We start from the raw sequence: 15,352 nt of genomic DNA, 5'->3' as shown, positions 1-15,352 counted from the left end.
TTGGAGTGCCCTGAAAGCCTGTCTGCCCCCACACCGACGGCATGCAGCAAGCCACCGCCAAAGCCATTACACTTACGTAACGATAGTGCAGCGTGAATCGCGTTTTTCTCGCTATTTCGTTCATGACTTCACCGCCCCCACGGCAGAATGCGCGTCGTCACCGACATCAGCAACCGCGTATCGCCCCGCTCCGTCTGGAACGCCGCCTTCCGCAACGGCGTCGCCAGCGTCAGGTCGATCCGCGCATGATTGTCCCACGTCGCCCGCACCCCGCCGCCCACTGAATAGAGCTTCTGCGGATCAAGCCCGGCAAAGCTGCTGCCCTGGTGCCAAACCCACGCCGCATCGAAAAAGAGGAAAGGCTGCAACGCGATCGCGCCCGGGCCCTTGGGCGTGATCCGCCCATAGCGCAGTTCCGCCGCGACCCCCACGCCGCTATCCCCAGTCAACGCGCCTGGATCATAACCGCGCCCGACCGTATAGTTGCCCGCGCTCATCTGCTCATAGGACAGCAGTTGATCCGGACTATATTGCGCCCGCGGCGCCAATGCGAAGGTCAGGGCCGGCGCCGGGCGATACTCTGCCTGAACCCCCGCTCGCACGACCAGGGCGGACGCGTCGCCGCCTAACTGGCTCGTCGGCACGCAGGTCGCCGCGTTGCCGCAATCCTCACTCGCCCCCAGTCCCGCCAGGCCATGACGCAGTTCCAGATTGCCGCCCATCCGCCATTTCGGCTCGATCCCAGAATAGCCCGCCGTGCTGATCAGACTATCAGGATCGATCATCTCGCCCTCCAGCCGCAGGAACAGCACCCGCAGCCGATCGCGCGACAAAGGCGCAGAGCCGATCCGAAGATCCTGGTCGATCACATCCAGCCCACCGCTCGCCAGCAGTGTATGCACCTGTCGCCGCACCAGCGGGTAGGACAGCGCCGCGGTCGCGATCATCGTCTTTGATGACAGGTCCAACCCGTCAATGTCCGGCCTGGTCCAGGCGTAGGTAAAGTCCCCCGACAGGCGCAGCCCGTCGCCGCCCAGCGCCATGCTATGCCCCGCCTGCAGCACCGTCTGTTCGTCAGGCTGCGCGGTGTTGAAGAGGCTCAGTACCGTGCTGTCGCCCATGCCCGTCAGGTCATTGAAGCGCACCCGCGCCAGCCCGCCAAAGCGCCCTACCGCCCTGCTACCAAAATTCTGGACATTGACGTCCATTTCCACCCGGCGGCGCACGACCGTGACCTCACCCACCACCTCGCCGGGCGCAGTTCCCGCCGGGCGCAGCGCCAACCGCACGTCATAGCCGGGCAGGTCGCGCGCCAGCAGCAAATGCCGTTCCGCCTCATGCACGTTGAACAGCGGCTGTCCTTTCAGCGCCTCCATATGCGCCGCGATCAGCCGCTCGCTATTGCCTGCGTCGCCGCGCACCTCGATCGCAACGAGCCGCGCCATCAATATGTCGAAGCGGATCGTGCCGCCCTTTTCGATCCGCTGGGGGGGCACCTGCACCGCGGCGAGATAGCCCATCTGGCGCAGCGCCGTCGCCGCGCGATCCCGCACTTCGCACAGGCTGGCGATCGGCACGTCGCTGCCAGCCAGATCGATCCAGCTGTCCTTCAACACGTCGGGCTCTACTCCGCGCAGCCCGTCAAACTGCACAGCGGCGAAGTTCACCGTCACATTGGCAAAGCGCGGATCGGCGAGCGAACAAGGCGCACGTTCAACCCCGCCTTCGACCGTCAGTCGGCTTCCCTGCGGCGCGACGTCCCCTTGCCGCTCGGCCGGTGACAGTTCCTCGCGCGTCGGCGCGCGCGGCGCGACCTGCGACATTGCCGCCACCGGCACGACCGCCGTCAAAGCCAACGCCAACCGCGCGCGCTTCGTGAAAGTGATTGCCCCTGCCCCCAGCAAGCCCATAGACGTCCCATTTCCCCCAACCGTGCCGGAGAAGCGGCCTTGTGGCCTGTCATCCCCATCGCTGCGACCGTCCAGGTGCAGGCGCTCTGCACTTCCCCGGCCCGGCTATCAAGTCCTAACGCGCTGCCGTTTCGACCAACAGGTCAAGCTGCGCCTGACAACCATGCGCGATCAGCGCCGCCGCCGTCCCATCCAGTCCGATATCGGCCGCGTTCAGGAGCGCAAAACGGATATCGCTGGACCGTCCGCCAGCCTCCAGGCGATAGGACGCGCCATCCTTCACCGGCAGCGTAGCGGGCCAGGCAGCGATGGTCTCGCCCGCCGCAAAGCTCGCCGCCGCCTGTACGCCCCCGCCGCTGATGCGCAGGCTCAGCGGCTTGGTTGCATCAACGCGCCACAGGCGAACCGCAGGCGGATCAGCGACGCACAGGGCGCCCGGCTGCGCAATATCAACAAGCCACAAATTGGGCCGCTTCGCCACGGCAGGCGCTTCGCCGAGCGCACCGCGGACCGCGCCGGTCCTTGCCCGTCGCACGCGCTTCGTGTCGAGCAGCGCCGCGAGCGTCACATTGCTGGCAAGCGCAGCGCTCGCCGCCGCCGTCACGCCAAAGCGTCCTGGCCCGCGCAGCGTTCGCGTGCCCTTGGCATCCAGCAGCGTCACCACATCCCCCGCCTTCAACAGCAGCGATCCGCCATCGGCCAGCTTCGCACCCGGCGGATAATTCCGCGCCGAAGGTCCGGACGCGCGCACCACCAAAGTCTCCGCCAGCGCAGGCCCCGCCACGCCCAATATAGCCGCCACGCCCAGCGCCGCCGCCCGCTTAGCCCAGACCATAAATTTCTCCATCCCCAATATATTCATAGCGATACACCAGATTGGCGAGCGCCGCATCCTCCGGGTAGCGGTCTGCCAACGCTTTCAACTGCCCCAGCGCCGCCGCGCGCGCTTCCACATCTTCGGTGTCAAAAGCGGCCAGAGCCTGCTCCAGCAGGGCGCGATCCTCGCCAGGGAAATCCGGCGCGGGCTCGAACAGATCAACTGGCGTGGCCCGTCCGCGCAGCCTTACGCGCCCCATGGGCCGCCACCAGTTGAGGCCGGACCGCTCCATCGCCTCGCGCGACACCAGCACAGCCGTCTCCAGCGCCTTGTTCGCCGATTCAAGCCGAGCCGCCGTATTCATGCTGTCGCCAAGAGCAGTATATTGGATCCGTCCCTCTCCGCCGAAATTGCCGACGATCGCATCGCCATGATGCAGCCCCACGCGCGTCCGCCCGATCGGTGGGACGCCCGGCGGCAGGTCGCGGCGGAACGTCTCCCCCGCCTGCCACATCGCATAGGCGGCCAGCGCCGCCTTGCGTCCGTCATCGTCACGCGCGATCGGCGCGCCCCAAAAGGCGACGACGGCATCGCCTACGAATTTGTCAATCGTCCCGCCATGGGCCAGCACGACGTCGCTCAACATGTCGAGATAGCGGTTGAGCAATTGCGCCACCATCTCCGGCGCGATGGCATGGCTAAGCTTGGTAAAGCCCTCGAGATCAGTAAACAGGGTGAAGATCGGCCGCTTTTCCCCGTGCAGCGCGAGCTTCTCGGGGTCACCCAATATTTGCGCCGCTATGTCGCGCGGCAGATATTTGCCAAGGGCCGCCTGCGCAAAGCGGCGCTGCTGCGACGTCACCGCGCGTGCCGCCGCGCTCACAGCCGCAAAAGCGATCACCCAGCCCAGCGCCCAACCAGCGGCCGGCAACCCCTTCGTGTCCCATCCGCGCGCCTGCAGCCAGAGCGGCGCGCCCACAATCGCCCCAGCCTGCACGACCAGCGCGGGCACAAGCCAGAACCAGCGCAGTTCCGCCAAGCTGGTGAGCCCCGCCGTCAGCACCACCAGCGCCGCTGCCGCCCACATTGCCCATCCCGGAATCGCCGGCAGCAGTGCTTCATCCAGCAACTGCGTCAGCATCGTCGCATGGACTTCAAGACCGATCATCGTCGATTTCGCCTGCCTGCCCGACAGCGGCGTTTCGAACTGGTCGATATCGACAATGTCCCCGCCGATCAGCACATGCCGCCCCTTCACCATCGGTGCGAGCGCGGCGGTCATGGCGGAGTCAGCAAGCAGATCGATCTGCAGGCTAGGGATCACCGGCTCCTCCGCCCCGTCCGCTTGGGCCAGCGGCATGCGGAAGCGGATCGCGCCGCGATAATCGGTAAAGCGCGGCGAAGGCTGCATCGCGAGCGATAGCAGCGGGGGCTGCCCTGCCAACGGCCGGGGCCAGCTACGTGCGACATTGTCAGCGTCGGTCTCCAGTCTGATGCTCGCAGGCCGGACACGATCGGTGCGCGCCCTTGTAAGGAAGCGGTCGAGATATTGCTGCTGCTCAAAGATGATCTGTTCGCGATTGTCGCCGATATTGGCGTAGCCCAGCCAAACCGGCGTGCGCATCCCATGAAGCGCCGCAATCAGTTGCGCATCCTCGTCCTGCGGCTGATCGAACAGGATATCGATGCCGATCGACTTCGCGCCCATCGCATCCAGATTGCGCAGAGCCCGCGCCAACAACCCGCGATCGAGCGGTGATCGCTTGCGCGTCGCGATCAGGGTCTGGTCGTCATAAACGACCATCACCACTCGCTGGTCCTGACCCACGCGCGGCGCAAAGGTGGCCGCCCGCCAGTCATACAGCCCGCGCTCGGCATCCGCCGTCGCAATCTCGCGCTGCGACCCCGCGCCACCCAGGGGCCGTGTCCAATCCCATCCAGCCACGAAGAGTGCAAGCATCAACAGCAGCGCTGTTCCAGCTAGCCGCCAACGTCCCGCGTCCTGCACCACGCGTGCGCCCCGGCGCAGCAGTGCCCGCGCCGCCATCAAATCACCGCTGGGCGATCAAGGGGCGCGCGCCATCGCCGATGACCGCAAAGCCGGACCAGTAAAAGGGATGCGACGTATCGGCATCGTCCATCAATTTGACCTGCGTCGCCCGCAATGCCTCGGCGACCGGCTCATTCGGCGCGGCGGCGAACAGTCCGCTCATCAGCCGTTCGGTCGCCCGATATTCCTCCGGCGCGGGCCAATGGCTGGCGATCACCGACCGGCTCCCCGCCCCGATAAAGGCGCGCACCAGACCGTCCAGCGCCCCGCCGCCGCTGGAAAGCCCGGCCGCCCGCGTCGTTTCGGCGCCCGCCGCACCGGCCGTGTCGCAAGCCGACAGCACCACGAGATCGGCGTTCAGCCGCAGGTCGAAAATCTCGCCAAATTGCAGCAGCCCGTCCGAAGCGCCGCTCGGGGCAAAGCTCGTCAGCAGCGCCGGGCGCGCGGGGCATCCCGCACGTGGCGGCGTTACCAGGCCGTGGGTCGCGAAATGGAGGATGCGGAAATGGTCAAGGTCGCCGCGTCCCATAACCGCCGCATCGGTGAAGGCACCGCCGGTCACCAGCTCGCTGCCCTGCCCGCCGATGGCCTGCGCCGCCCGCCGCAATTCGGTCGCCGGGATAGGATGGTTCCATTGCGCAGGCGACCAGCCGCAATCCTCGCCGACGCCGGGCAAGGCGCCGCGCGTCAACGCTGCCAGCTTGAGCCCTGCGAGCGGCACATTGTCGCCAAAACCAATATAGCTTTGCGCCGCGCCTGACGGCGCGGTCAGCCGTGCATCACGAAAAGCCCGCGCTGACAGTGCCGTGCTCACCGCATGATCGCGCCCTAGCCAATCGACGCCGCGAAAATCAAACTCGTCGCCCCCCTTCGCCACCCGCGCTTCATAGGCATCCACACCGGATTGGCTCGCCACCAGGAGGTTGACCGGCAGCTGCAGCATCGCGCCGTCGGGCTCGAAGATCAGATGGCCAACGCTCTTCAGCCGCTGATCAACCGGGCCGAAGAGGTCAAGATAGAGGCTGCGCGCCACGGGCAGGTCCAACGCATAGGTGGTCTGCACGCCACCTACTGCGATCGAGATCGTCTCGCGCAGCGCCGCGACCTTGCGCGCCACCTCGCTGGCGCTCGTTCCCAAACGGAAGCCGGTCGCCCCCTGCGCATCGATCCATAGCCCGTAAAGCGCGTCGCCAAGCTGGGCGAGCTTGTAATAGCCCTCCCCGCTCTTAAGCGTTGCCCGCATCTCGTCCAGCGTCAACACCTGCGGGCTCACCGCACGATATTGTGGATAGGCGGCCAGCGCTGTCAGCGTCGCCGCCTGGTCGCTAGAGAGAGCATCAAGCTCCGCCTGCCGCCGCGCGACTTCTTCCCGTGTGGCGCTGTCGTCCTTGCCAGCCTCGCGTAGTTGGGCGAGCGCGATGCGGCCGCGCTCGACGTCGCGTGAGAGGGAGACCGACTGGCGAAACAGCCGCGCCGCTTCTCCATCGCCAGCCGACAATTCCCGGCTCAGCAGCTCCAGCGTTTCGGCAGCACCAGGCCGCACTAGCAGCTGCGATGCCTCGAACAGGTCCGCCGCCAGTTCGGGCCGTCTGGGCATCTCCGCCGCCAGCAACGTGAAATAGGGCTGCAACTGGTTCACCATCGCCGTCAGCGTGCCCCGGCCCGCAACCGTGGACGCCATGATCGCGCGATAGGTTTTCAGCGCCTCTTGTGTCCGTCCGCGCCGTACCAGGAAAGCGCCCAAGCGCGCCCGCGCGCCGTTCAGCGCCAACGTTTCGGGATATTGCGCTGCGATCAAGGTGACAGCCTGGTGGAGCCGCGCCTCCGCGCCTCCGAAATCGCCCTCGGCCTCCTGCGTCAGCGCGATCTCGCCCAGCAGTTGGGCGCGCAGGCGAGTGATCGACGTCACGCGTCCGTCGCGGATGCGCTGCGCATCGGCCAGCGCCTGGGCCAGCACCGCGCGCGCCTCGCGTGGCTTGCCCGACAAGCGCAGAATCGTGCCGCGCAACTGCTGCGCCTGCGCATCGAGGATCGCTGCGCGCTCGCCCGGAGCGAGCTTCGCATCCTGCCGTACGCCGAGCGCCCGTGCTCCGGACGCGCCGCTGCTCAATTCCGCCGCGACGTCGCTGGACAGCATCACCGCACCGTCGTCGCCTGCGCCGACCGCCACGCCACCTTCTGGCGACTGGTCCAACAAGCCAAGCGCGCCTTGCAGATCCTGCTGATTGAGATGATGCACCGCTTCAAAATTGCGGCGGAGGCGCAGCTGCACCGGGTCAGCCGTGGGAATTGCGCGCGCCTGCGCGAAGGCGGCATCGGCCTGATCGAACAGGCCAAGATTAGACAGCTGCAGCCCATGATTGACCAAATATTCATGCGCCCGGTTCGCCCGTTCAACCGGGCTCATCGCATTCGCGTCCGGATCGCGCGCCAGCCGGTCGGTCAGGCTGTCGAAAAATTCGGCGGCTTCGGCATAATTGCCCGAGGCATTGCGGCGATAACCCTCCGCCAACACGGTCTGCGGGTCGAGTGACGCCGCCTGCATCCGCGCGAAGGCCGCGCCATTGCCTCCGCCTGTCGTAACGATGTCCAGCTTGCCCGGCACCGTGCGCCCAAGGGCCACAATACGCAGGCCCAGATCCAGGGCGCTCGCATAAGGCGCAAAACCCTGCGCCGCATAAAGCGTCTTGCCGCGCGCCACCGTCACTATGCGATAGACGCCCGCCTGGCTGCTGCAGTTGCGCACCGTGACCTGTCCCACATCTGGCAGCGTCACACCGCCCGCCCCGCTGCAATTCACTGCAGCGCCGCGCGAGGCGGCCAGCCGTCGCAGGATAATGTCGTCGCTATCGCCCGCGCCCTGGCGAAGCGCATAGAGCTGCCCCACCGGCCGAGCCGAGTCACGGCAGACGACCGTCCAGGCGCGATCGAACATGGTGCGGGCGGCAGGATCGCCGTTGGCGCTCTGCGCTTGGCACAGCGCACCGCCTCCGCTGCCGATCCGGAAACTGTCCTGCAATAGCGGTCGATCACCGCTGCCCTGCGCCGACAACAAGGAAGACAGGCCCAAGGCGCCAAGCCCGGCCAGTATGCGACCAATTTTCCAAACAGCGCTCAAGGCTTATCCCCCAGCCTCGCCGGATCTGTCCGTGCGAGCCCCCCTCGGCGCGACCCAGCGCGCTCTTCATAGCGGGACGCGCGTGCGCCGCAAGGCCCTTCTCTTTAACCTCAGCGATCTTTCCTCACTCATCCGCCTGGGGCTATCGAAGGGGCGTCAACAGGACACAGGCGGAAGAGGACATCAGTTCGGTATCACTCTTCGCCTGTTCCCGGCTCCGCCTGCTTGCGATGGAATTCCGCCAGGACGCCGGCGGGGGCGACATGAGCGGCCGCCGCCTGGATCTTGTTCTTCCAGCCCGACACGATATGCGCTTTGCCTGCAATGAGCGCGTCCCAGCCGTCACGCGCAACCTTGGCCGGGTCGTCCTTTTCCATCGTGCCGACCTTGGTATCCAACATGTCGGCGCGCTCGAAAAATTCGGTATCGGTCGCCCCTGGCATCAGATTGGTGATGGTCACGCCGTCGCTTTCCTTGATCTCGTTGCGGATCGCGTCCGCAAAGCTGTCAATGAAAGCCTTGGTGCCGTTATAGACGGCATGAAAGGCCCCCGGAATGAAGCCTGCAATAGAGCCGGTGATCAGCACCTTCCCTTCATTACGCGCCACCATTTGCCGCAGCACCTTCTGCAGCAGGTAGAGCGTTCCGGTGATATTAGTGTCGATCACGCGCCGCCAGGTCGCGACATCTTGTTCGAGGAAGCTGTGCCCGATGCCACGCCCGGCGTTGGCGAACAGCAGGTCGATTTGTCGTCCCCCCGCCGCCGCGAGCAGCCGATCCACACCTTCGAAGGTGGAAAGGTCGGCCTCCACCGATTGCACGACTGTGCCATGCCGCGCGAAATCTCTCGCCGCCGCCTCGATCAGCGGCTCGTCGGCGACGACCAGCAGGTCGCATCCTTCCTGCGCCGCCACATGGGCGAGTTCAAAGCCGATGCCGGTCGATGCGCCGGTCACAATCGCGAGTTTGCGTGAAGCCATGGTCCTTCTCCTCTTCAGGCCGGCAGCGCCGGATCCATGCCGGGCTTCAGTACGATCTTGGTCACTTCATTCTGCTTGTCATGGAACATGCGATATCCCTCCGCCGCCTGTTCCAGCGGCAGGCGATGGCTGATGAGGAAGGTCGTATCGATCTTGCCTTCCATGATCGCGTTCAGCAGGGCCGGCATATAATGTTGCACATGAGTCTGGCCGGTCTTCAGCGTGAGCCCCTTTTGCATGAAGGCGCCAAGCGGGAATTTATCGACCATGCCGCCATAAACCGCTGGCATCGACACGCGTCCGCCCTTGCGGCAGGCGATAATCGCCTGGCGGATCGAATGGGCGCGATCGGTGCCAAGGAAGGTCGATACCTTGATCTGATCGATTACATTGTCAGCAAACAGGCCATGCGCTTCTAGCCCAACCGAATCGATGCAGGCGTCTGGCCCGATGCCGCCGGTCATTTCCATCAGCGCGTCATAGGTCTTGCTTTCCTCATAATTGATCGTCTCCGCGCCAAAACGGCGCGCCAATTCCAGGCGGCGGGGGAAATGATCGATCGCGATCACCCGCTCAGCGCCCATCAGGAAAGCCGATTGCACGGCGAACAGCCCGACAGGGCCGCAACCCCAGACGGCGACCGTATCTCCAGCCTCTATGTCGGCATTCTCCGCAGCCATCCATCCGGTCGGCAGAATGTCGGACAGGAACAGCACCTTGTCGTCATCCACCCCGTCGGGGATCACGATCGGCCCGACGTCGGAAAAGGGCACGCGTACATATTCCGCCTGCCCGCCCGCATAGCCGCCGGTCATATGGCTATAACCAAACAGCCCAGCCATAGGATGGCCATAGAGCGTCTGGGCGATCTCCTGATTCTCGGCGGGCAGGCCGTTTTCACAGGCGGAATATTGATGCTTTTCGCAATGGAAGCAGCCCCCGCAGCTGATCGTGAAGGGTACCACGACCCGCTGCCCTTTCTGCAGCGTGGATTTCGCCCCGACCTCGACTACTTCGCCCATGAACTCATGGCCCAATATGTCGCCTTTCTCCATGGTGGGGATATAGGCGTCATATAAATGCAGGTCGGATCCGCAGATGGCGGTTGATGTGATCTTGATGATCGCATCGCGCGGGTTGATGATTTCGGGGTCGTCCACAGTGTCCACGCGGACGTCATGCTTTCCATGCCAGGTGAGCGCGCGCATCAGTTCTGCTCCTCCTCATATTGCGCCATCGTCCGGGCGGCCGTGGCGATTTCCCCGGTTTCCATGAGCTGCTTTAGCCGCCGCAGGTCGCGGCGCGCCTGGGTGTGCGGTTCACGCTGGAACATCTTGGCGATGACCTTGCCGATGACGCCCGCCGGCGGATCATAGAGGATGGTCGCGGTCACCCATGTGCCGCGCCCACCCGGCGCGTCACGAAATTCGATACGCCCGCTATTGGCCACATCAGCGCCTTCTTCGGACATCCAGGCGATCAGTTCGCCCGGCCGGTCCTCGGTCACTAACGAAGTCCATTCGACGGTGCCGCCACCCGGCGCCTTGACCGTCCAATGCGACCGCCGCTCATCCAACGTATCGATGGCGATGACATTGTCCATCACCTGCGCCAGGTTCGAAAAGTCGCGCCAGAAGTCATAGATTTCCTGCCTGGGCCGATTGATCGTCACCGTCTTCGCGCTGATGTCGCTGCCCTCGGCCTGCGGGATCCCGTCCTTGGCCTGCTCCTGCTTTTCCGCCTGCTTGGCGGTGACGGGCGGCGCGTCGTCCTGCTGGCTTGGGGTCCTTATGTCACCCATGCTGCGCTCCTCTCTTTGGGGTCTGTCCTGATCCCTCGCCAACCAGCACGGCCATGCGCCGTTCCGCTTTCCCGACCAAAAATCGCGCCTCGTTAACCTGCGTTAGGGGCTTTCTCCTGTCTTCCAAACACGGTGGAACGGGGCTGCGCGAGGCTCGTTGTCGGACCATTCAGGCAAAGGAGGATCATCATGGGCGCGCACGCACCGCTTCACCGTTTCACCCACGGCTCCAGCCGCGAAGCCTTGATCGGGGCGGGCATCGGCGCGGGTCTTGCTCTCTTGGGGGCAGCCGGACGCAAATTCGCTGTCCAAGCCCCGACCGCGCTAGCAGGCGAGTGGGACAAGGCCCTGGCGATGGAGCACAAGATGGCGCTTGGGCTATTCGACAAGCTGCGTGAGGCGGGACCGGCCGCGCATGGCAGGCGCAGCATGCTGTTGACCCAGCTTAAGCATGCGCTCGGCAAGCATGCGATGGAGGAGGAGAACGCCATCTACGCTGCGATGCGCGCCGCAGGCATGCGCGAAGAAGCCGACGCGCTCAACGCCGACCATGGCTATGTGAAGCAATATCTCTACGAACTGACCGACCTCACCCGCGACCACACCGCTTTCCAAGCCAAGCTCGCCCAATTCCGCCGCGATATCGAAGAGCATATCCGGCGTGAGGAGCAGGAACTCTTTCCTCGTCTCAAGCAGGCGATCAGCGAAAAGGAAAACGAAACCCTCACCCGCCGCATGAACCAGGAGGGGCTGAAGCTCGCCTGAGCGCTCCAGGAGAAGCGATATGACAGACCCAACCCGAAGCAAGCGCAACGTGCCTACGCAGCAGACGCGCAATCCCAATATTTCGACGGAGAACCAGCCTCCGGGCGCCGCCCGCCGTCCCAGCGCGACGCTCGACCGCGAGCCCGAGCGCGACCCGCGCAGCGGCGGGTCCATCCCCTCCAACTACAATCCTGAAACCATGACCCGCCGCGGCGAAGAGGATGACAGCCGTGCAGGGCAGGAGGGCGCAGGAGAAAAGTCGCGCCGCGCCGATGACTAAAGACAAGCGAGTTCGCGACTTGCCCCCCATCTACCAGGGCGATCAGGACGCCGATATCCGAGCGGACAAGCCACTCCCTATCTCAACCGGCCGGGAGGATAATCGCGGACACCGCGCGCGCCCTGGGTCAGGCGTGGTGGAGGGAAGCGGCGCTGGTGCGGGCGGAGGCGGAAATCCCGAAGATTTTGACAGCGATCCCGTCTCGGGCGGGAACGCACAGCAAGGGCAGGACGATGATCGAGAACCAAAATCGCAGTGAAGGCCGCGACGACAGCGACCTGCATGACGATCCGGCCGCACCCGGTCAGGGCGGCGCGGCAGGCGGCAACACCGCACGCGACATCGGCTCACGCGACGAGGAAAAGACTGCGCGAGGCGGCCATCCTGGACCCACGCGCGTGACAAAGCAGGACAAGGTGCAACCAGACACAGGCACACAGTCCGATCATGAAGGTGCGCAAAAACCCTGAAGACGATTTGTAAAGAGGGCTGGCAGCCCTCCGTTCGGGCGAACTGGGAATTATTGCCCGTCTTAGCGCAGACCTTAAGCCAAAACCTCATTGCTCGTGAGCGCCGCCGCATCCCGTAGCGCCGCCAGATCCGGGATGCGCAGCCATTTGGACTGCAACTCCACCAGCCCCCGCTGCCGCATCGTCTGCAGCGTACGGTTGACATGCACAGGCGTCAGGCCTGTCATGTCAGCAATCTCCATCTGCGTCAGCGGCATGGCGCATTGCTGCCCATAACTGAGGCCCGACGAGCGCATCCGTTCGAACAACTCCAACAGAAGATGGGCCAGCCGTTCTATCGCGGTCTTGCGTCCCAGCGTCACCAACCAATTGGTCTGTCGCTCGATCATGTCCGCCAGGCCTTTCCAACAGGCTTGCTGGCTTTCCGCTGGCAGGACACCATGAGGGCTCGAGGGCAGATTGGTAGCCCTCACGTTAGTAAGGGCTACGATCGGCTGCGAAGGCCGCTTGCCCAGTGCCCAATGCGGCTCGCAAATGTCTCCCGGCAGAAACAGGCCGGTGATCTGCCTGCGCCCGTCCGGCAACAGCCTGTAACGGCAGGCCCAGCCCTCATCGATCCGATAGATCGCGTCGGGCTGTTCATCCTCCCGAGCCAGAAACTGGTGCGGGCGAAAATGGCAATGCGTTTCGCTTGCAGCAAACTGGCCTAACATGGACGATTCCCTGTTTAAGCCCCCTTCAACAACATACCCAACCTACTTAAGCGGGACTTTATCCATGTTGGACAACTTATTAAACTTACGATGAAATGAGCGTCTTCATCGACAAAATGGTCCGCCGTTAATTTTAGCTTTACTTTTCCTGATCCTGATCAGTCGACCCGTTCTTCTGGCTGGCGAGGAATCCTGCAGCGTCCAGGTCCACCTTGAACTCCCGATCCCACAGCCGCAGTTGCCCGCAGAGCGCGAGGAAAGGGGTGACATCTTCTGGTCCTTCCAACCGCACCAACCCTTCGTCCATGTCAGCTTCGCTGACCCCCGCACGATCAATCAGCGGCAGCGCGTCATCGACATAGGCAATGAACTTGCAATGGGCGTAAGCGTCGCTGACGAAATCCTTGGCCGCCTTGTCCTGCGCCAACTGCGCTGCGCCATCAGAGGAGAGGATGAGAGCGACGGCGTCGTAAAGAACCGAAGGGCCGCCATCGATCTTCTGCTTCCCTTCGACTAAAGTGCCATCGTCTAGCACCGCGCCCGCGATTTTCGGCGCGATGATTTCATAGACGGCGCCAAGCTGCTTCACCTCCTGGGTCAGCGCCTTCACCAACGCGACCGGCGCGCCATCGCTGACCAATATGCCGAGCTTGCGGCCAGCGAAACTTTCCGGGCCGTTGCGGACGATGCTGAGCGCCTCCGAGGGCGGCAGGTCGGTTCGCGGCGCGGCGGCGGCCGGGGCGGGATCAGGTAGTTTGGACAGGCCCAGGCCGCCTGCGACCACCGTCGCCAGCTTTTCGTCGATATTGCGCAGATGCGCGACCATCTTCTGCCTTATGTCGATGCGCTCGCATTTCGACAGCTCGAACACCAAGGCATCGCCGATATGCTTCTGTTCGATCGGCGTCTGGCTGATGAAGAATTGCCGCGCCTGGCTGTAATGATCGTTGAAGCTGGGCGAGCGGATCTGCAGCTTTGGTCCTGCTTCGCCTGCCGCGAAATGGCGATAGCCGCGATCGGGAGACTCACGCGGGCCGCCCCAGCTATTGGGCTCGTAATTCACCCGGCCCTTGGGATTGCTCATCGCCATATGGCCGTCCTGCTGAAAATTATGCACTGGGCAGCCACGGGGGGCGTTGATCGGAATGTGCGTGAAGTTGGGCGATCCAAGCCGCTTCAGCTGCGTGTCAAGATAGGAGAAATTGCGGCCCTGAAGCAGCGGATCATTAGAAAATCCGATCCCCGGCACGACATTTTGCGTGCAGAAAGCCACCTGTTCGGTTTCGGCGAAGAAATTTTCGACCCGCGCATCTAAGACGAAGCTGCCGATGAGGCGCACCGGCACTTGCTCCTCGGGAATGATCTTGGTCGGGTCCAACACGTCGAACTCGAACTGGTCGGCGAAATCATCGTCGAAAATCTGCACGCCAAAGTCCCATTCAGGCGGGCTGCCGAGATCAATCGCATCCCACAGGTCGCGGCGGTGGAAATCAGGGTCCGCGCCGTTGATCTTAAGCGCCTCGTTCCACATCACCGACTGCAGACCCTGCTTAGGCTTGAAATGGAATTTGACGAAGCTGCCCTTCCCTTCAGCGTTGATCAGGCGGAAACTGTGGACGCCAAACCCTTCCATGAAGCGGAAGGACCGCGGGATAGCCCGGTCGGACATGACCCACATGATCATATGCATTGATTCCGGCGTCAGGCTGATGAAGTCCCAGAAATTGTCATGGGCGGTCTGCGCCTGGGGAAAACCGCGATCAGGCGTCTGCTTGGCGGCATGAACCAGATCGGGAAATTTGATCGCATCTTGGATGAAGAAGACCGGGATATTGTTGGCGACAATGTCCCAATTGCCTTCCTTGGTATAGAATTTGGCGGCGAACCCACGCACATCGCGGGCGAGATCAAAGGACCCCTTGTTGCCGACCACCGTCGAAAAGCGCACGAACATCGGCGTCTTCTCGCCGACTTCGGTCAGCACCTTAGCGGTCGTGAACTCCTCCAGACTCTCGTTCAGGGTGAAGGTGCCGTGCACGCCAAAGCCGCGGGCATGCACGACACGCTCCGGAATACGTTCATGGTCAAAATGGAAGATTTTCTCGCGAAAGTGGAAATCCTCCAGCAGCGTCGGGCCGCGCTCTCCCACCCGCAGGCTGTTCTGGTCGTCGGCGATCGGTACCCCTTGCTGCGTCGTTAGGACATCGCCCGACGATCCCGCGATTTGATGCAGTTCGCCCCCGGCGCCTGTTTGGGTCTCGAATTCGCGGGCAGCACTTTTGGCACCCTTGTCCTCACCGATCTTCCGGGCCATGCGAAGCTCTCCTGATGCAGATGGTTTCAGCGCGGGGAAGGCTTCCCCTCTCCCTGCCCAGACCGATGAGGCCCTGCTCTGGTTCCTGCGCCAATGGGCAAGCTTGCAATGAATCCGGCGGTCAATAATGCAGG

Annotated in this window: 12 protein-coding genes; 3 read left to right on the top strand and 9 right to left on the bottom strand. The window is 63.8% G+C overall.

All coding sequences use genetic code 11. From position 1 onward, the window contains the following. Nucleotides 1-128: 128 nt before the first annotated feature. The 7 genes from EP837_RS15635 to EP837_RS15605 all read right to left on the bottom strand — a co-directional run bounded on the left by EP837_RS15635 (nt 129) and on the right by EP837_RS15605 (nt 10,676). Nucleotides 129-1,910 carry a ShlB/FhaC/HecB family hemolysin secretion/activation protein gene (locus tag EP837_RS15635; RefSeq protein WP_066530659.1) on the bottom strand — a complete coding sequence of 594 codons (1,782 nt, stop codon included), beginning with the start codon at nt 1,908-1,910 and terminating at the stop codon, nt 129-131. A gap of 115 nt (nt 1,911-2,025) precedes the next feature. Next, nucleotides 2,026-2,745 (bottom strand): hypothetical protein, encoded by a 720-nt coding sequence (locus tag EP837_RS15630; protein WP_066530657.1) that lies wholly within the window; start codon nt 2,743-2,745, stop codon nt 2,026-2,028. After that, complete coding sequence (locus EP837_RS15625) at nt 2,732-4,774, bottom strand: adenylate/guanylate cyclase domain-containing protein (protein WP_066530655.1); 2,043 nt, start codon at nt 4,772-4,774, stop codon at nt 2,732-2,734. Before EP837_RS15625 ends, EP837_RS15630 begins: the two co-directional genes overlap by 14 nt. A gap of 4 nt (nt 4,775-4,778) precedes the next feature. Beyond that, nucleotides 4,779-7,895, bottom strand: coding sequence for a CHAT domain-containing protein (locus EP837_RS15620; protein ID WP_225870613.1), 3,117 nt, complete (start codon nt 7,893-7,895; stop codon nt 4,779-4,781). Nucleotides 7,896-8,089: 194 nt separating this feature from the next. Then, complete coding sequence (locus EP837_RS15615) at nt 8,090-8,875, bottom strand: SDR family NAD(P)-dependent oxidoreductase (RefSeq protein ID WP_066530652.1); 786 nt, start codon at nt 8,873-8,875, stop codon at nt 8,090-8,092. A 14-nt stretch (nt 8,876-8,889) separates the two neighbouring features. After that, the gene (locus tag EP837_RS15610; protein ID WP_066530651.1) at nt 8,890-10,083 is read right to left on the bottom strand and encodes a zinc-dependent alcohol dehydrogenase; all 1,194 of its coding nucleotides are present in this window, start codon (nt 10,081-10,083) and stop codon (nt 8,890-8,892) included. Continuing rightward, a complete protein-coding gene (locus tag EP837_RS15605; RefSeq protein ID WP_066530649.1) occupies nt 10,083-10,676 on the bottom strand; it encodes an SRPBCC family protein in 594 nt (197 codons plus the stop codon). Before EP837_RS15605 ends, EP837_RS15610 begins: the two co-directional genes overlap by 1 nt. 189 nt (nt 10,677-10,865) lie before the next feature. Here EP837_RS15605 and EP837_RS15600 point away from each other — a divergent pair, with 189 nt between their 5' ends. From EP837_RS15600 to EP837_RS15590, 3 genes are all read left to right on the top strand, one after another. After that, nucleotides 10,866-11,441 (top strand): hemerythrin domain-containing protein, encoded by a 576-nt coding sequence (locus EP837_RS15600; protein WP_066530647.1) that lies wholly within the window; start codon nt 10,866-10,868, stop codon nt 11,439-11,441. Nucleotides 11,442-11,460: 19 nt separating this feature from the next. Next, nucleotides 11,461-11,721 carry a hypothetical protein gene (locus tag EP837_RS15595; protein ID WP_066530644.1) on the top strand — a complete coding sequence of 87 codons (261 nt, stop codon included), beginning with the start codon at nt 11,461-11,463 and terminating at the stop codon, nt 11,719-11,721. Between the two features lie 233 nt (nt 11,722-11,954). Continuing rightward, the gene (locus tag EP837_RS15590; RefSeq protein ID WP_066530642.1) at nt 11,955-12,191 is read left to right on the top strand and encodes a hypothetical protein; all 237 of its coding nucleotides are present in this window, start codon (nt 11,955-11,957) and stop codon (nt 12,189-12,191) included. Between the two features lie 74 nt (nt 12,192-12,265). Here EP837_RS15590 and EP837_RS15585 read toward each other — a convergent pair whose 3' ends face one another. Both EP837_RS15585 and EP837_RS15580 read right to left on the bottom strand, forming a co-directional pair. Then, on the bottom strand, nt 12,266-12,904 hold the full coding sequence (locus tag EP837_RS15585) for a Crp/Fnr family transcriptional regulator (protein ID WP_066530641.1): 639 nt from the start codon (nt 12,902-12,904) through the stop codon (nt 12,266-12,268). A 139-nt stretch (nt 12,905-13,043) separates the two neighbouring features. Beyond that, the gene (locus tag EP837_RS15580; protein WP_066530638.1) at nt 13,044-15,218 is read right to left on the bottom strand and encodes a catalase; all 2,175 of its coding nucleotides are present in this window, start codon (nt 15,216-15,218) and stop codon (nt 13,044-13,046) included. Nucleotides 15,219-15,352: the final 134 nt, after the last annotated feature.

The organism is Sphingobium sp. EP60837 (genome assembly GCF_001658005.1).
Classification (GTDB): Bacteria; Pseudomonadota; Alphaproteobacteria; order Sphingomonadales; family Sphingomonadaceae; genus Sphingobium; species Sphingobium tyrosinilyticum.
Note: the sequence above shows the minus strand (reverse complement) of the source record. Positions and strands in the feature narration are given on the sequence as shown.